Raw genomic sequence first — 16,869 nt, forward strand, 5'->3', positions numbered from 1 at the left:
TATCATACCCCGCGAATCGATCCCGCGCAGAACGGAGTACCCCAATGACACCTTTTAGCCTCGTTTACCCCATCCATGTACTGGCCGCGCTGGTGTGGGTCGGCGGTATGTTTTTCGCCTGGATGGTGCTGCGCCCCGCGGCCATGAAGGCACTGGACGGCCCCGGGCGCCTGACGCTCTGGGTGGAAGTGTTTCAAGGTTTTTTTCGTTGGGTGTGGGGAGCGGTGATTCTGCTGCCGGTCACCGGGGTGGGCATGCTGCATCTGCAACACATCGCCTTCGATAACGCGCCGCGCTATGTGCAGGTGATGATGGGGTTGTATGTGGTGATGACCGCGCTGTTCATCCGGATTCAGGCATTGATGCTGCCTGAGCTGCGCACGGCGGTGCAGGCGAAGGACTGGCCGGCGGGTGCGGCGGTGCTGGGGCGGATTCGCAAGGTGGTGGGGTTCAATCTGCTGGTCGGGGTGGTGCTGGTGGCGGTGGCAGCTGCGCGGCCCTCGTTCTGACGAGCGCACCCTGACTGATACCTGATCGTTCCCACGCTCTGCGTGGGAACGATCAACGTAGAGGGTAGGTGCAATCGATTACAAGCGCTGTACGGTGACAGACCCCGCCGCACCCGCAGGCCCCGGCTGCCCGTCGGCCCCCGGCTTGCCGCTCTTGCCGCCGTCGGCGCGATAGACCAGGCAGCCCTTGGACTTGCCACCCGCCCCCGGCTTGCCGCCAGGACCGGCCGGGCCACCGGCACCGCCGGCAACTTCAACTTTGATCAGCTCGGCCGGAAACTCGCGCGGCACTTCAAGACGCACCAGCGCGCCCGGTGCACCCGGCTGGCCATCGCTGCCGTTGCTGCCATCAAAACCGTGTCCCGCCTGGCCCCAGGTGCAACCCGGCTCCTGACCGTTGGCGCCATCGAGCCCGACAAAACCCGGCGCACCGGTGCCGCCACGGGCATCGACCACCAGCTTCGGCGCATTCAACGCCTTGAATTGCAGATTCAGATTGCGCCCGGCGCGGGCGGCTTTTTCGTAGGTGCCCGGTGCACCACGGGCGGTGATCTGGCTGCCTTCGGCAAGTTGAGCGCGGATGACTTTCATATCCAGCGCCTGTTCGCTCGGCACGATGGCGATGCGCGCTTCATGGCCCAGTTGCAATTCGCCGACACTCAGCTCGGTCACGTTCGAAGGAATCAGCAAAGTGCCGTAATCGGCGACCACCAGTTTCTCCAGTTGCAGAGTGCTGGCAGTGTTGGGCAGACGCATCAGCGAGTTGGTTTCGACGCTGACCACCTGGGCGCAGGCCAGGGGACTGATGAATGCAGCAAGCAGGCAGAGATTACGCATGGGAAGCCTCCGGAGCGGCCGGGGCCGGGATGGTTTGCAGGTGGAAAACGCCGAACAACAGGATGCGGCCACGATCACGCCAAGGGTGCGGACGACCCTTGAGGCTGCGGTTGCACAGCAGCACTTCGAGCACGTGGATCGACAGCAGCAGACCGCCGGCCAGATTGACCAGCAGGTGCAGCGGATGAACAAACGGCACCAGCTGATTGGCCAGCACCACGCAGCAGAACAGCAGGGTCAACAATCGCCCCAGCCCACAGAACACCTTCATACGCTCCCCCGTGTTGCGAATTATTCTTTGGGCGCACAGTAACGGCTTCTGCAGGGGATAAGCCAGAGGGAAAAATGAAAAAAACCGATCCACCGCCGGATGGCTGCCGGTTCGACGATGATCATCGACCGACAGCTCTAGCCTGCGGACTACAGACGCATCCTAACGATTGATGTGCAGTTCCACCCGACGGTTTTGCGCACGCCCCTCGTCCGTGTTGTTATCGGCGACCGGTTCGCTCTCGCCACGCCCTTCACTGGTGAGTTTGTTCGGCGCTAGGCCCTGGCTCAGCAAGTACTCCGCCACGCTGCTCGCGCGACGTTCCGAAAGTGCCTGGTTGTAGGCATCCGAACCTTTGCTGTCGGTGTGGCCAACGACCTTGATGCTCACCACGTCGGCATTGCGCAGTTTGTCCATCAACGTGTCCAGCTGGCTTTTCGCGGCCGGTTTCAGATCGGACTTGTCGAAGTCGAACAGCACGTTGCCGGCATCGTTGAGGGTAATGACTTCGGTTTGCGGGGCCGGTTCGGCCGGTTTCTCGGTGACCGGATATTGCGGCAACGGGCAGCCACGGTGGTCGACCGGGGTGTTGGCCGGGGTATCGGGGCAACGGTCGCGACGATCGAACACGCCGTCGTCGTCTTCATCGCCATCCTGGGCATAGCAGATCAATCCGCCGGTGAGGATCCCCAGCGCAGCGCCACCGCCGGCCCAGCCGCCACTTTCGAGCGCGCCGAGACCGCCGCCGACCAGTCCGCCAATAAGGCTGCAGATCGGCCAGGTACGTTGATTGAGGGGAGCGGTGCCATCGCTGTGGGTGGCGCAACCGGTCAACAGGCTGCCCAGCAGCAGAACCGGCAAGACGGACCTTGTAAGAACACTCATCGTTAAAGCTCCTGTGTCACCGGCCCATACCGGTTACACAGGAGTAAAGACCCGCATCCGCGACTGCACAAGCCGCGGATGCGAGGGGGCTAGCGGTTGATTTTGATTTCGGTACGACGGTTCAGCGCACGACCGTCAGCAGTTTTGTTGTCTGCCACCGGCTGGCTTTCACCGGCACCGGTCACCGACACGAAGCTGCTTTGCGGTACACCGCTCTCGACCAGGTACTTGACCACCGAGTGCGCGCGGCGATCCGACAGTTTCTGGTTGTAGGCATCGCTGCCGACGCTGTCGGTGTGGCCGGTCACGGTCAGTTGTGCCGTGCTGGATTCCTGTTTCAGGCGCGAAGCGACCTTATCCAGGACCAGTTTGTCGGCCGGGGTCAGCGTGGCCTTGTCGAACTGGAAGTGAACATCGCGGATGACAATGGTTTCTTCCTTGACCACTACAGCTTCTTCGACCACTGGTGCAGGGGCTGGTGGAGGGCAGCCGTCAGCATCGACCTGTACGCCTTTAGGCGTGCCCGGGCACTTGTCGCGACTGTCCGGCACACCATCGCCGTCTTCATCGCCATCACCGTGAACCCAGCAATAGGCTGCTGCCGTACCGCCGACGAGTAACGCGCCATACCCCGCCCATGCGGAGCTTTCGGTCGCACCGAGCCCCGCACCGACGACACCACCGACTGCCGCACAGGTCGGCCAGTCGGTTTTCTGCAAACCTGCGCAACCAGTCAACACACTGGTTAGCAGAACCAAGGGTAATGCTGTCCGAACTATGCTCATCTAGTTTTCTCCTGAGGGATCGGCTTAGAACCGATTCAGGGAGTAAAGACCGGAGTTTTAATCTCCGCCAGCAATAGGCCATTGCTGTTTGTGCGCCTGTTCACGGGACTTCGACGAATTTGCCGCAAACCCGCAGGACAGAGATCTAGGCCTTGGCGTCCGGGCAGGCTAGTCTTGGCGCTCTGATTGAGGAGCTTCGATGAACGTCGCCATTTCTTCCCGCACGCCGCAGCAGGCATTGGCCGCCCTGCTCGACCGCTACGCTCCGGCACGTCTGCTGCTGATCGGCGCCAGCGAGTTCCCGGCGCTGGCTGCCTTTAAGGAAGCGCACCCGGACACCTGCGTCGCGCACGCCGCGCCCGGTGCGTTGCCGGCGGAACTGGCGGCCCGCCGTTTCGACCTGGCGCTGGTAGTCGACTGCCTGGAACATTTGCCCAAGCGCGACGGCCTGAATCTGTTGGGCGGGATCCGCAACCTCAACGCCAGCCGCATCGCCGTGCTGGCAGACCTGCCGGCCAGCGGCTGGCAGGAAACCGATTTTTATTCCCTGGCCCTGCAAGCCAGCGAACGCTTCGCCCGGGATGAGCAGGTATTGACCCTGTTCACCTACGATCTGCTTGACTACAAACAAGTCCCCGACTGGCTCAACTCGCGATTCTGGGCCAATCCGGAAAACTTCGGGAAATACTGGTGGTAATGCAATGAGTACAGCCATTTGCCCTTGCGGCAGCGGCAACCTGCTGGATGCCTGCTGCGGTCACTATCACGCCGGCCACCCGGCCCCGTGCGCCGAAGCCCTGATGCGCTCGCGCTACAGCGCCTATGTGCTGGGCCTGATCGATTATCTGGTGGCGACCACCCTGCCCGCTCAGCAAGCGGGGCTGGATCGCCAGTCGATCAGCGACTGGAGCGCCCAGAGCACCTGGCTCGGTCTGGACGTGGAAAGTTCGGAAGTGCTCGGTGGCCAGCCGGAACACGCGTTCGTCACCTTCACCGCGCGCTGGCATGACGGTCAGGGCGAGCACAGCCACCGCGAGCGCTCGTCGTTCGTGCAGAACAGCGGGCGCTGGTACTTCATCGACCCGACCGTGCAACTGAAGCTGGGCCGCAACGACGCCTGCCCGTGCGCCAGCGGCCAGAAGTTCAAGAAATGCTGTGCGGGGTATTTCGGCAGCTGAGGCTAGACTGGGCAGCAAAGGGAGTTAAACCATGCTCGGTCATTGGCGCGCATTTCAGGCTTTCACACTGTTCGTGTTTCTCGGGCTTGGCGGCTGCGCGTCATGGTTTACCGACGATTCCCGCGACCCCGCCGTGCACCTGGTGAAAGTCGAAGTCGTGCGCGCCAAATTGCTGGAACAGAAATTCATCCTGCACTTTCGCATCGACAACCCCAACGATAGCGACCTGACCGTGCGTGGCCTGGAATACCGCATACATCTCGCCGACATGCTGCTGGCCGAAGGCGAGCACGAGCACTGGATCACGGTGAACCCCAAAAGCAGCGCGTTTTACAACGTACCGATCCGTACCAACCTGTGGCCGAAGGTGAAAGAGGTGGTGAAAATGCTGAAAAACCCGCACCAGCAGATTCCCTATCGACTGGAGGGCGAGATGGAAACCGGTTTATTCATCGCTCACTACGTGCACCTGGCGCGCAATGGCGTGATAATCCCCGCCGATTTGATTACGGAGTGACCCCGATGACCCAGCAACCTCATGTCCATGGCCCAGACTGCAACCACGATCATGACCATCACCACCATGATCACGACCATGGCCATGTCCACGGCCCGAACTGCGGCCACGCCCACCAGGAACCGGTGCGCAACGCCCTGAAAGACGTTGGCCGCAACGACCCTTGCCCATGCGGCAACGGCAAGAAATTCAAGAAGTGCCACGGCGCTTGATGTTTCGGGCGAAAGCCTACTTCGCCTGAGACACCGCTTTCGCGAGCAAGCCCGCTCCCACATTCGACCGTATTCCTTCTGACGGAATGCAGGCAAAGGTGGGAGCGGGCTTGCTCGCGAAGGGGCCGGCCCATTCACCGTAAGCTTTTCAGCCTGCCGCCAGAATGTGCCCGGTGCTGACCACCGTCGCATACTCCCCGTGCAAATTCCCCAGCGACATCGCATGCACCTCTTCAGCTGAACGCAAGGTGCCGAAATAATCGGCCTTGTCGAAGGTAAAGCACGCATCCTCCGCCACCCACGCCTCGAACCCCAGATTGCCCGCCGTGCGTGCCGTGGATTCCACCGAGTTGTTCGTCGCCACGCCGACGATGACCAACTGCCCGATCCCCGCCTCACGCAACTTCGCCTCAAGCCCTGTGGCACAAAACGCATCCGGTACCTGCTTCTGGATCAGCCACTCGCCGTCCTGCGGCGAAAACCTTTCCTGAAAATCCACGCCTGACTGCTCGGGCCAGAACACCGAATCCGGCGAGCGCGACAGGTGCTGCACATGGATCACCGGCCGCCCGCTGCGTCGCCAGAAGCCCAGCAAATCAAGAATCCGCTCCTCGGCCGACGGATTGTTCCGCCGCCCCAGACGCGGTTCCAGAATGCCTTTTTGCTGGTCGATGATGATCAGTGCAGCGTTGGCCTTGAGCTCCATGGCGATTTTTCTCATGCGGGGTCATTGAATTTCCCGTACTTGAGCATCACCTCCTGTAACTAAGCAAGCTATCGAACGCACACAGGACAACCTGAAGCCGGCGTTTGCTGTCCGCACGTAAGCCATTTTTCTGATTTGGAGCTTTCCATGATCGACCTGTATTACTGGACCACGCCCAACGGCCACAAGATTTCCCTGTTCCTCGAAGAAGCGGGCCTGCGCTACGACGTGCACCCGATCAACATCAGCCAGGGCGAGCAGTTCCAGCCGCACTTTCTGAAAATCGCACCGAACAACCGCATCCCGGCCATCGTCGATCATGAACCGGCTGATGGTGGCGAGCCGTTGTCGCTGTTCGAGTCCGGGGCGATTCTGCTGTACCTCGCGGAAAAGACCGGCAAGTTCCTGCCCAAGGATCTGCGTGGCCGCCAGGTGGCGCTGCAATGGTTGTTCTGGCAAATGGGCGGGCTGGGGCCGATGGCCGGGCAGAACCATCATTTCAGCCAGTTCGCGCCGGAAAAAATCCCCTACGCGATCAAGCGCTACATCGATGAAACCGCGCGCCTGTACGGGGTGCTGGACAAGCAATTGGCCAACAATGAGTTCATCGCCGGCAGCGAATACAGCATCGCCGACATGGCGATCTACCCGTGGATCGTCTCCCACAAGTGGCAGAGCCAGAACCTGGAAGACTTCCCGAACGTGCAACGCTGGTTCAACCACATCAAGGATCGCCCGGCGACCGTGAAGGCCTACGCGCTGGTGCAGAAGATCAATCCGCCGAAGGCTTGAGTCACCCGGCCTGATCGTTCCCGTGCGCGGGAACGATCAACGGGAAGAAATAACCGCTCGCCCCGCTTGCGCGGCCCCCTCCTGCTCACTAACGTAGCGGCTTTATTGCGCCCCCAGCCTCTACACCCCCGCAGGAGCTTTGCCATGGCCTCGCCAGCCCTTTCACATTTTCTTCCCCGGTTCGGCGTTGCCGCAGCAGTGGCCGGTGTTCTGAGCCTGACCGGTTGTCAGACCTGGAACGCCCAGGACACCCTCCCACCGACCTCCGGTGTGCAGCCGCTCAAGGGCCTGGCGCAGAACGTTTCGGTACGCCGCAATGCCATGGGCATGCCGCTGATCGAAAGCAACAGCTTCCACGACGCACTGTTCGCCCTCGGTTACGTGCACGCCAGCGACCGGATCAATCAGATGGTCACCCTGCGCCTGCTGGCTCAGGGCCGTCTGGCGGAAATGTCCGGTTCGTCGATGCTCGACGCCGACCGCTACATGCGCGCCGTCAACCTGAAGAAAAGCGCCGGCGAGCTGTACAAGGCTTCGTCGCCACGGCTCAAGCGCTTCTTCGAGGTCTATGCCCGGGGCGTCAACGCCTACCTGTTCCGCTACGCCGACAAACTGCCGGGGGATCTGGCTTCCAGCGGCTACAAGCCTGAATACTGGAAACCGGAAGATTCGGCGCTGATCTTCTGCCTGCTGAACTTCAGCCAGTCGGCCAACCTGCCGGAAGAAATCGCTTCGCTGGTGCTGGCGCAGACTGTGACCAACGACAAACTGGCGTGGCTGACCCCGTCCGCTCCCGACGAAAATCTGCCGCTGGCCGAAGCCGACAAGCTGCAAGGCATCAAGCTCAACGGGCAGATTCCGGGGCTGACGGAACTGAGCAACGCCACTGAACAACTGGCCGCCCTCAACCTGCTGGGCACTCAGTCGTCGAACAACTGGGCCATCGCCCCGCAACGCAGCCGCAGCGGGAAGAGCCTGCTGGCCAGCGACAGCCATGGCCCGCTGGCCGCGCCGTCGCTGTGGAGTTTCGTGCAGATTCGTGCACCGAAATACCAGGCCGCCGGCGTGACCGTGGCCGGTCTGCCGATGGTGCTCGGCGGTTTCAACGGCAAGGTGGCGTGGAGCCTGACCAGCGTGCTCGGCGATAACCAGGACCTGTTCCTGGAAAAAATCCGTCGTCAGGGCAGCACGTTGTCCTACGAGGTCAACGGCAAATGGCAACCGGTCGCCGTGCGCAACGAAACCTACTTCGTCAAAGGCCAGCGGCCGATTCGCGAAGCGGTGTACGAAACCCGCCATGGCGCGCTGCTCAACAGCACCCAGGCTGCCGCTCAGGGCGCAGGTTTTGGCCTGGCCTTGCAGACGCCGAGCTTCACCGACGACAAATCCCTCGATGCATTTTTCGATCTGAGCCGTGCACAGAACGTTGAGCGCGCCTCGGACGCCAGTCGGGAAATCCGCGCCATCGCGCTGAATCTGGTGTTTGCCGACGCCAGCAACATTGGCTGGCAAGTTACCGGGCGCTTCCCGAACCGCCGTGAAGGCGAAGGCCTGCTGCCGTCGCCGGGCTGGGAAGGTCGCTACGACTGGGACGGTTACGCCGACCCGATGCTGCACCCCTACGATCAGGACCCGGCCCAGGGCTGGCTCGGCACGGCCAACCAGCGGGTCATTCCTCACGGCTACGGCATGCAACTGTCCAATTCCTGGGCGGCGCCGGAACGTGGCGAGCGCCTGGCTGAACTGGCCGGCAGCGGTAAACACGACGGTCGCAGTGTGATCGCCATGCAGTACGACCAGACCACCACCTTCGCTGCCAAACTGAAGAAAATGTTCGAGGCGCCGGGCATGGCGCAGCCGCTGAAACAGGCGGTCGACGGCCTGCCGGAAGTCGAGCGCAGCAAGGCCCGCGAGGCGTACACCCGCTTGATGGCCTTCGACGGCAAGCTCAGCCCGACCTCCGCCGACGCGGCAATCTACGAGCTGTTCCTGCAGGAAAGCATGAAGCAGATCTTCCTCGACGAACTCGGCCCGCAAAACAGCCCGGCGTGGAAAGCGTTTATCGCCAACGGCGACTTGTCCTACGCCGCCCAGGCCGATCACTTGCTGGGCCGCGAAGACAGTCCATTCTGGGACGACGCCCGCACCCCGCAAAAAGAAGACAAACCGGCGATCCTCGCCCGCAGTCTGGCGGCAGCGATCAGCGCCGGCGACAGCCAATTGGGCGGCGACCGCCGGGCCTGGCAGTGGGGCAAACTGCACCGTTACGAGTGGAAGAATGCCAACGGCCAGACCGTTCGCGGCCCAATCGCGGCGGGCGGTGACCACACCACCCTCAACACGGCGGCGTTTGCCTGGGGCCAGGATTTCAACACCACGCGTGCGCCGTCGATGCGTTTCATTGTCGACTTTGGTCAGAGCGAACCGTTGATGGGGCAGAACGGGACGGGGCAGTCCGGGAATCCGGTGAGCCCGAACTACCTGAACGGCATCGATCCGTGGCTCAAGGGCCAGTACATCGGCTTGCCGATGCAGCCGCAGAACTTTGACCGGGTTTATGGCAAGACGCGATTGACCCTAACCCCTGGGAAATAGGCCTACTCCCCAAAAGATCAAAAGCCCCCTCACCCTAACCCTCTCCCTTAGGGAGAGGGGACTGATCGGGGGATGTTCAAGAAGTTCGCCGACCTGAACTTGCTGCACCGAATCCAGATTCGTATTGCTGCTTGAAAGATCCATAGTCGACTCGATCTCACAGGTCGATATACCTCGCCAGACGCCTCCGTAGACTCCCTCTCCCTCTGGGAGAGGGCTGGGGTGAGGGTGCTTTTGAAAATCAATAGAACTTCTGACTTCGCGCCAACCTCATAGCTAACAAGTCCCTCCATTCCGGTAACGCCATGGACCTTGTTATCGCCCGCCCCGAAGGCCTCTACTGCCCTGCCGGGGATTTCTACATTGACCCGTGGCGGCCCGTCGAGCGCTCGGTGATCACCCATGCCCATGGCGATCATGCCCGTGGCGGCAACCAGCATTACCTGGCTGCCAGCGCCGGCGAAGGGATTCTGCGCGCGCGTCTGGGCGCGGACATCAACCTGCAAACCCTCGACTACGGCCAGCGCCTGACCCATCACGGTGTCACCTTAAGTTTTCATCCCGCCGGCCATGTGCTCGGCTCGGCTCAGGTGCGGCTGGAATACGGCGGCGAAGTCTGGGTCGCGTCCGGCGATTACAAGATCGAACCCGACGGCACCTGCGCCCCCTTCGAACCGGTGCGCTGCCACACCTTCATCACCGAATCGACCTTCGGTCTGCCGATCTACCGCTGGCAGCCGCAGGCGCAGGTGTTCGCCGAGATCAATCAGTGGTGGCAGGCCAACATCGAAGCCGGCAAGGCCAGCGTGCTGTTTTGCTATTCGTTCGGCAAGGCCCAGCGGATTCTGCACGGCATCGATGAAACCCTCGGGCCAATCCTCAGCCACGGGGCGGTCGAGCCGCTGAACCGCGTGTACCGCGAGGCCGGCGTCTATCTGCCGCCAACCATCTACGCCGGCGATGTGAAGAAGAACGACCCGATGATGCGTCAGGCGCTGGTCATCGCCCCGCCGTCGGCCGGCGGCAGCAGTTGGATGCGCCGGTTCGGCGATTACAGCGACAGCTTCGCCAGCGGCTGGATGCGCCTGCGCGGCACCCGCCGGCGGCGCGGGGTCGATCGCGGTTTCGTGCTCTCGGATCACGCCGACTGGCCCGGCCTGTTGTGGGCCATCGAACAGACCGGCGCCGAACGGGTGATGGTCACCCACGGCTCGATTGGCGTGCTGGTGCGCCATCTGCGCGAGCAGGGTCTGGACGCCCAAGGTTTCAACACCGAATACGGTGACGATGAAGAAGAGCTATCCACCGCCACGCCCGTCGTTGCCGAGGTGCAACCATGAAAGACTTCGCCGGGTTGTACGCCGAACTCGACGCCACCACCTCGAGCAACGCCAAACTGGCGGCCATGCAAACCTACTTCGCCCAGGCGCAACCGCAGGATGCCGCGTGGGCGGTGTACTTTTTGTCCGGCGGGCGGCCTCGGCAACTGGTGCCGGTGCGGATCCTGCGCGATCTCGCGGTCGAGGTGTCCGGCCTGGCCCCGTGGCTGTTCGAGGAAAGTTATCAAGCGGTCGGCGATCTGGCGGAAACCATTTCGCTGGTGCTGCCGGAACAACCGCACACCTCCGAGGCCGGGCTCGCCGAGTGGATCGAAGACAAACTGCTGCCCCTGCGCGGTGAAACCCCGGATTACCTCGCTCACCAGTTACCCGCACTGTGGGCGCAACTGGATCGGCCGAGTCTGATGCTGTGCATCAAACTGATCACCGGCAGCTTCCGGGTCGGCGTGTCCAAATTGCTGGTGACCCGCGCCCTGGCTTCCATGGCCGGGCTCGACAGCAAACGCGTGGCGCAACGATTGGTGGGTTACACCGACCTGTCCAACCGACCCAACGCTGCGAGTTACCTGAAACTGATCGCCCCTGAATCCAGCGACGAACACGCCCAGCGCGGCGGCCAGCCCTACCCGTTCTTCCTCGCCCACGCCTTGGCGCAACCGGTGGAAACCTTCGACGCACTGCTCGGGCCGGCCAGTAACTGGCAGGTGGAATGGAAGTGGGATGGCATTCGCGCACAAGTGGTCAAGCGCGACGGAAAACTGTGGGTCTGGTCGCGGGGCGAGGAATTGGTGACCGAGCGCTTTCCCGAACTCGACACGCTGCTGCACGGTTTACCCGATGGCACGGTGATCGACGGCGAGATCGTGGTGTGGAAAAACCAGCGCCCGGTCACCGAAGACGCATTCGATCCGCAGTCGACAGAAACTCCGGCGGTGCAACCGTTCGCGCTGTTGCAGCAACGGATTGGTCGCAAGTCACTGGACCGGAAAATCCTTGAAGACGCGCCGGTGGTGGTACTCGCCTACGACCTGCTCGAATGGCAGGGCGAAGACTGGCGCAACCAGCCTCAGGCCAGGCGTCGTGAACAACTGGAACAAGTTATCGCCCACTGCAACAACCCGGTACTGCTGCCTTCGCCGATTCTGACGGGTGACGACTGGTTCGACCTCGCCCGCCAGCGCGAGGCCTCCAGGCGCCTGGGGGTCGAAGGCATGATGCTCAAGGCTCGCGACGCGATGTACGGCGTTGGCCGCACCAAGGACATGGGCGTGTGGTGGAAATGGAAGGTCGACCCGTTCAGCGTCGACGCGGTGTTGATCTACGCCCAGCGCGGACATGGCCGGCGCGCCAGCCTCTACAGCGATTACACTTTTGCGGTGTGGGACGGCCCGCCGGGATCCAGTGCAAGGTCACTGGTGCCATTCGCCAAGGCCTATTCAGGGCTGACCGACGCGGAAATGCGCGAGGTCGACAGCATCGTGCGCAAGACCACGGTGGAAAAATTCGGCCCGGTCAGCAGCGTGAAGCCGAGCCTGGTATTCGAACTGGGCTTCGAAGGCATCGCCCTCTCCCGCCGGCACAAGAGCGGCATCGCCGTGCGCTTCCCGCGCATGCTGCGCTGGCGCCAGGACAAGACCGTGGACGAGGCCGACAGCCTGGCGACCTTGCAAAACCTGTTGGTCTGACTCCTTCCCAACGATACTCCCCCCTAACCCCGATCGTTCCCACGCTCCGCGTGGGAATGCCTCAATGGACGCTCTGCGTCCGCTTTGGGACTGAGCGTCCCGGGCTGCATTCCCACGCGGACGGTTCGACGCCTCGACGTGGGAACGATCACCTCCGAACCAACTTGGTGCAGCTTTTCCGTCGCGCCCGTTTTCGTGCACTGACCGGCCCCGGCATGCACTTCCTGCACCTTTTAAAACACTTGTTCGGGACTCTGGTTCGGAAATTGCTACTTTCTATAAGTCGTAAGCGCTCCAGTAACAATCATTCCGCGCCACAAGCGCTCATATTGGTTCTTAGGGATTGAATAATGAAAAAAGCATTGCTGACCCTTTCTGCACTGGCGTTGTGCATGGCCGCCGGCTCCGCGCTGGCCAAGGAATACAAAGAACTGCGGTTTGGCGTTGACCCTTCCTACGCACCGTTCGAGTCGAAAGCGGCAGACGGCAGCCTGGTTGGCTTCGACATCGATCTGGGCAACGCGATCTGCGCCGAGCTGAAGGTCAAGTGCAAATGGGTCGAAAGTGACTTCGACGGTATGATTCCGGGCCTCAAGGCCAATAAATTCGACGGTGTGATCTCGTCGATGACCGTTACCGAAGCCCGCGAAAAAGTCATCGACTTCTCCAGCGAGCTGTTCTCCGGCCCGACGGCCTACGTGTCGAAAAAAGGTTCGGGTATCACCGACGACGTCGCCTCGCTGAAAGGCAAAACCGTCGGTTACGAGCAAGGCACCATCCAGGAAGCCTATGCCAAAGCCGTGCTGGACAAGGCCGGCGTGAAAACCCAGGCCTATCAGAATCAGGACCAGGTGTATTCCGACCTGACTTCCGGCCGTCTCGATGCGGGCATTCAGGACATGCTGCAGGCCGAACTGGGCTTTCTGAAGTCGCCGCAAGGCGCTGATTATGAAGTCAGCAAGCCGGTCGACAACCACTTGCTGCCAGCCAAGACCGCTGTCGGTATTAAGAAAGGTAACACCGAGCTGAAAGCGCTTTTGGATAAAGGTATCAAAGCGTTACACGATGATGGCAAATACGCCGAGATTCAAAAGAAACACTTTGGCGATCTGAATCTGTACAGCGGCAAATAATGCCCCGGCGCCCATCCTCGATGGGCGCCTTTTTCATTCAGTCAGGTTGCTGATTTATGTTCGAAAACCTCTTACAAAATCTGGGGCTCTCCGCCTTCAGCCTCAAGGGTTTTGGCCCTTTGCTGTTGGAAGGCACCTGGATGACCATCAAATTATCGGCGTTGTCGCTGCTGGTGGCCGTGTTGCTCGGCCTGCTCGGCGCCAGTGCCAAGCTGTCAAAAGTCAAACTGCTGCGCCTGCCCGCCCAGCTCTACACCACGCTGATTCGCGGGGTGCCGGACCTGGTGCTGATGCTGCTGATCTTCTACAGCCTGCAAACCTGGCTGACGACGCTCACCGACTACATGGAATGGGAATACATCGAGATTGACCCGTTCAGCGCCGGGGTCCTGACCCTGGGCTTCATTTATGGCGCGTACTTCACTGAAACCTTTCGCGGGGCGATTCTCGCCGTGCCGCGCGGTCAGGTCGAAGCCGCCACCGCCTATGGCCTCAAGCGCGGTCAGCGCTTTCGTTTCGTGGTGTTTCCGCAAATGATGCGCTTCGCCCTACCGGGCATCGGCAACAACTGGATGGTGATGCTCAAGGCCACCGCGCTGGTTTCGATCATCGGCCTGGCCGATCTGGTCAAGGCTGCGCAAGACGCCGGCAAGAGCACCTATCAACTGTTTTACTTCCTGGTCCTCGCCGCGTTGATTTACCTGCTGATCACCAGTGCCTCGAACTTCATCCTGCGCTGGCTCGAACGCCGCTACGCCGCCGGTGCCCGGGAGGCCGTACGATGATCGAACTCCTGCAGGAATACTGGAAAGCCTTCCTTTATACCGACGGCCAGAACATCACCGGGCTGGCGATGACGATGTGGCTGCTCAGCGCTTCGATCTTCTTCGGTTTCCTCGTGTCGATACCGCTGTCGATTGCCCGGGTCTCGCCGCACTTCTACATCCGCTGGCCGGTGCAGTTCTACACCTACCTGTTCCGTGGCACGCCGCTCTATATCCAGTTACTGATCTGCTACACCGGGATCTACAGCCTGGCCGCCGTGCGTGCACAACCGCTGCTCGACAGTTTCTTTCGCGATGCGATGAACTGCACGATCCTGGCCTTCGCCCTTAATACTTGCGCCTACACCACGGAGATTTTCGCCGGGGCCATCCGCAGCATGAACCACGGCGAAGTCGAAGCGGCCAAGGCCTACGGCCTGACCGGCTGGAAGCTGTATGCCTACGTGATCATGCCGTCGGCGCTGCGCCGTTCGTTGCCGTACTACAGCAACGAAGTGATCCTGATGCTGCATTCGACCACCGTGGCTTTTACCGCGACCATCCCCGACATCCTGAAAGTTGCACGGGACGCCAACTCGGCGACCTTCCTGACCTTCCAGTCGTTCGGCATCGCCGCGCTGATCTACCTGACCATCACCTTTGCGCTGGTCGGCCTGTTCCGCCTTGCCGAACGCCGATGGCTGGCCTTCCTTGGCCCGACCCACTAGGACCCTTTTGAGATGCGCCACCAGATACACGACCTGCTGGCCCCGCTGCCGGGGACCGCACGACAGATCCACAGTTTTCACTTCGGCCCGGACAAGGCCCAGGGCAAGATTTACATCCAGTCCTCGCTGCATGCCGACGAACTGCCCGGCATGCTCGTGGCCTGGCACCTCAAGCAGCGTCTGGCGGAGCTGGAAGCCGCCGGCCGCCTGCGCAGCGAAATCGTGCTGGTGCCGGTAGCCAACCCGGTCGGCCTCGAACAGGTGCTGATGGATGTGCCGCTGGGCCGCTACGAGCTGGAGAGCGGGCAGAATTTCAACCGCTGGTTCGTCGACCTCAGCGAAGAAATCGGCAACGAAATCGAAGCGCAGCTGTGCGACGACCCGCAGCGCAACCTCGAGCTGATCCGTTCGAGCCTGCGCAACGCCCTCGCCCGCCACACCGCCACGACTCAGCTGCAATCCCAGCGCCTGACCCTGCAACGGCTGGCCTGTGATGCGGACATGGTGCTCGACCTGCATTGCGATTTCGAATCCGTGGTTCACCTTTACACCACGCCCGAGGCCTGGCCGCAGGTCGAGCCGCTGGCGCGCTATATCGAATCCCAGGCGAGCCTGCTGGCCACCGACTCCGGCGGACAGTCATTCGATGAGTGCTTCACCCTGCTGTGGTGGCAATTGAAGGAGCGCTTCGGCGAACACTTCGAGATTCCGCTCGGCAGCTTTTCGGTCACCGTCGAGTTGCGCGGTCAGGGGGATGTCACCCATCCGCTGGCCAGTCGCGATTGCCAGGCGCTGATCGATTACCTGATCCACTTCGGCGCCATTGTCGGCGAACCCAAAGCCTTGCCGGCCCTGCCACATCCCGCCACACCGCTGGCCGGTGTGGAACCGGTGGCCACTCCCGTCGGCGGGCTGCTGGTGTACAGCGCCACACCCGGCCAGCTTCTGGAAGCCGGGCAGAAAATCGCCGAAATCATCGACCCGATCAGCGAGCGGGTCACGCCAGTCCATTGCACCGCTTCCGGTCTGCTCTATGCCCGCTCGCTGCGGCGCATGGCCACTGCCGGGATGGTGATCGCCCACGTCGCGGGCGCCGAAGCCTATCGCAGCGGCTATCTACTTTCGCCTTGAGGATGCCTGTCCCATGTACAAATTGACCGTTGAAGGCCTGCACAAAAGCTATGGCGACCATCAGGTGCTCAAAGGCGTCTCGCTCAAGGCCAAGACCGGCGACGTGATCAGCCTGATCGGCGCCAGCGGCTCGGGTAAAAGCACCTTTTTGCGCTGCATCAACTTTCTCGAACAACCCAACGACGGCGCAATGAGCCTCGACGGCCAGGCGATCCGCATGGTCACCGACCGCCACGGCATGCACGTGGCCGACGCCGATGAACTGCAACGCCTGCGCACCCGCCTGGCCATGGTGTTCCAGCACTTCAACCTGTGGAGCCACATGACCGTGCTGGAAAACATCACCATGGCCCCGCGCCGGGTGCTGGGTTGCAGCAAGCAGGAAGCCGACGACCGCGCCCGGCGCTATCTGGAAAAGGTCGGTCTGCCGGCGCGGGTGGCGGATCAGTACCCGGCGTTCCTCTCCGGCGGCCAGCAACAACGGGTGGCGATTGCCCGGGCCTTGGCCATGGAGCCGGAAGTCATGCTGTTCGACGAACCGACTTCGGCACTCGACCCGGAGCTGGTTGGCGAAGTGCTCAAGGTGATTCAGGGCCTGGCCGAGGAAGGCCGGACCATGATCATGGTCACCCATGAAATGAGCTTTGCGCGCAAGGTCTCGAGCCAGGTGCTGTTCCTGCATCAGGGGCTGGTGGAAGAAGAAGGCGCGCCCGAAGAAGTGCTGGGCAATCCGAAAAGCGAACGCCTGAAGCAATTCCTGAGCGGCAATCTCAAGTAAAACTATTGCCCGGCCGGCGCGGT

The 16,869-nt window shown here is 61.8% G+C and carries 19 protein-coding genes; 14 read left to right on the forward strand and 5 right to left on the reverse strand.

Annotation, left to right across the window (positions count from 1 at the left end; translation table 11 throughout):
- The first annotated feature begins 44 nt into the window (after window positions 1–44).
- Window positions 45–509, forward strand: coding sequence for a CopD family protein (locus AC07XZ_RS12610; RefSeq protein WP_064382929.1), 465 nt, complete (start codon window positions 45–47; stop codon window positions 507–509).
- A gap of 78 nt (window positions 510–587) precedes the next feature.
- On the opposite strand, the gene AC07XZ_RS12615 is transcribed toward AC07XZ_RS12610, so the two are convergent.
- From AC07XZ_RS12615 to AC07XZ_RS12630, 4 genes are all read right to left on the reverse strand, one after another.
- Entirely contained in the window at window positions 588–1,346 is a 759-nt protein-coding gene (locus AC07XZ_RS12615; protein WP_085748181.1) for a collagen pro alpha-chain precursor, read from the reverse strand.
- Window positions 1,339–1,617, reverse strand: a complete 279-nt coding sequence (locus tag AC07XZ_RS12620) for a DUF1145 domain-containing protein (RefSeq protein WP_085748180.1) — start codon at window positions 1,615–1,617, stop codon at window positions 1,339–1,341. Before AC07XZ_RS12620 ends, AC07XZ_RS12615 begins: the two co-directional genes overlap by 8 nt.
- Before the next feature lie 162 nt (window positions 1,618–1,779).
- Complete coding sequence (locus tag AC07XZ_RS12625) at window positions 1,780–2,502, reverse strand: PA1041 family peptidoglycan-binding anchor lipoprotein (RefSeq protein ID WP_102686599.1); 723 nt, start codon at window positions 2,500–2,502, stop codon at window positions 1,780–1,782.
- Window positions 2,503–2,591: 89 nt separating this feature from the next.
- Window positions 2,592–3,287 (reverse strand): PA1041 family peptidoglycan-binding anchor lipoprotein, encoded by a 696-nt coding sequence (locus tag AC07XZ_RS12630; RefSeq protein WP_011332779.1) that lies wholly within the window; start codon window positions 3,285–3,287, stop codon window positions 2,592–2,594.
- 199 nt (window positions 3,288–3,486) lie between these two features.
- On the opposite strand from AC07XZ_RS12630, the gene AC07XZ_RS12635 reads away from it, so the two are divergent.
- The 4 genes from AC07XZ_RS12635 to AC07XZ_RS12650 are packed head-to-tail and all read left to right on the forward strand — an operon-like array spanning window position 3,487 to window position 5,194.
- The gene (locus AC07XZ_RS12635) at window positions 3,487–3,984 is read left to right on the forward strand and encodes a DUF6231 family protein (RefSeq protein ID WP_011332778.1); all 498 of its coding nucleotides are present in this window, start codon (window positions 3,487–3,489) and stop codon (window positions 3,982–3,984) included.
- A gap of 4 nt (window positions 3,985–3,988) precedes the next feature.
- Window positions 3,989–4,465, forward strand: coding sequence for a YchJ family protein (locus tag AC07XZ_RS12640; RefSeq protein WP_064382925.1), 477 nt, complete (start codon window positions 3,989–3,991; stop codon window positions 4,463–4,465).
- Window positions 4,466–4,496: 31 nt separating this feature from the next.
- Window positions 4,497–4,982, forward strand: coding sequence for an LEA/WHy family protein (locus AC07XZ_RS12645; RefSeq protein ID WP_085748178.1), 486 nt, complete (start codon window positions 4,497–4,499; stop codon window positions 4,980–4,982).
- 5 nt (window positions 4,983–4,987) lie between these two features.
- Window positions 4,988–5,194: an SEC-C metal-binding domain-containing protein gene (locus tag AC07XZ_RS12650; protein WP_007955014.1), complete on the forward strand. Its 207-nt coding sequence runs from the start codon at window positions 4,988–4,990 to the stop codon at window positions 5,192–5,194.
- A gap of 148 nt (window positions 5,195–5,342) precedes the next feature.
- On the opposite strand, the gene AC07XZ_RS12655 is transcribed toward AC07XZ_RS12650, so the two are convergent.
- Window positions 5,343–5,900, reverse strand: a complete 558-nt coding sequence (locus AC07XZ_RS12655) for a cysteine hydrolase family protein (RefSeq protein WP_102686598.1) — start codon at window positions 5,898–5,900, stop codon at window positions 5,343–5,345.
- Window positions 5,901–6,047: 147 nt separating this feature from the next.
- On the opposite strand from AC07XZ_RS12655, the gene AC07XZ_RS12660 reads away from it, so the two are divergent.
- From AC07XZ_RS12660 to AC07XZ_RS12700, 9 genes are all read left to right on the forward strand, one after another.
- On the forward strand, window positions 6,048–6,692 hold the full coding sequence (locus tag AC07XZ_RS12660) for a glutathione binding-like protein (RefSeq protein WP_102686597.1): 645 nt from the start codon (window positions 6,048–6,050) through the stop codon (window positions 6,690–6,692).
- 144 nt (window positions 6,693–6,836) lie between these two features.
- A complete protein-coding gene (locus AC07XZ_RS12665; RefSeq protein WP_102686596.1) occupies window positions 6,837–9,287 on the forward strand; it encodes a penicillin acylase family protein in 2,451 nt (816 codons plus the stop codon).
- 305 nt (window positions 9,288–9,592) lie between these two features.
- Window positions 9,593–10,627 (forward strand): ligase-associated DNA damage response exonuclease, encoded by a 1,035-nt coding sequence (locus AC07XZ_RS12670; RefSeq protein WP_102686595.1) that lies wholly within the window; start codon window positions 9,593–9,595, stop codon window positions 10,625–10,627.
- Window positions 10,624–12,312 (forward strand): ATP-dependent DNA ligase, encoded by a 1,689-nt coding sequence (locus AC07XZ_RS12675; RefSeq protein ID WP_102686594.1) that lies wholly within the window; start codon window positions 10,624–10,626, stop codon window positions 12,310–12,312. The genes AC07XZ_RS12670 and AC07XZ_RS12675 overlap by 4 nt, the downstream gene beginning before the upstream one ends.
- Window positions 12,313–12,662: 350 nt before the next feature.
- Window positions 12,663–13,445, forward strand: coding sequence for a transporter substrate-binding domain-containing protein (locus AC07XZ_RS12680; protein ID WP_011332769.1), 783 nt, complete (start codon window positions 12,663–12,665; stop codon window positions 13,443–13,445).
- Window positions 13,446–13,501: 56 nt separating this feature from the next.
- Window positions 13,502–14,230, forward strand: a complete 729-nt coding sequence (locus AC07XZ_RS12685; protein WP_102686593.1) for an ABC transporter permease — start codon at window positions 13,502–13,504, stop codon at window positions 14,228–14,230.
- A complete protein-coding gene (locus AC07XZ_RS12690; RefSeq protein WP_039771337.1) occupies window positions 14,227–14,937 on the forward strand; it encodes an ABC transporter permease in 711 nt (236 codons plus the stop codon). Before AC07XZ_RS12685 ends, AC07XZ_RS12690 begins: the two co-directional genes overlap by 4 nt.
- Window positions 14,938–14,949: 12 nt before the next feature.
- Entirely contained in the window at window positions 14,950–16,068 is a 1,119-nt protein-coding gene (locus tag AC07XZ_RS12695; protein WP_102686592.1) for a succinylglutamate desuccinylase/aspartoacylase family protein, read from the forward strand.
- 13 nt (window positions 16,069–16,081) lie between these two features.
- Entirely contained in the window at window positions 16,082–16,846 is a 765-nt protein-coding gene (locus tag AC07XZ_RS12700) for an ABC transporter ATP-binding protein (RefSeq protein ID WP_007954993.1), read from the forward strand.
- Window positions 16,847–16,869: the final 23 nt, after the last annotated feature.

This window comes from Pseudomonas sp. GW458-11-26-14-LB4, from assembly GCF_059423925.1.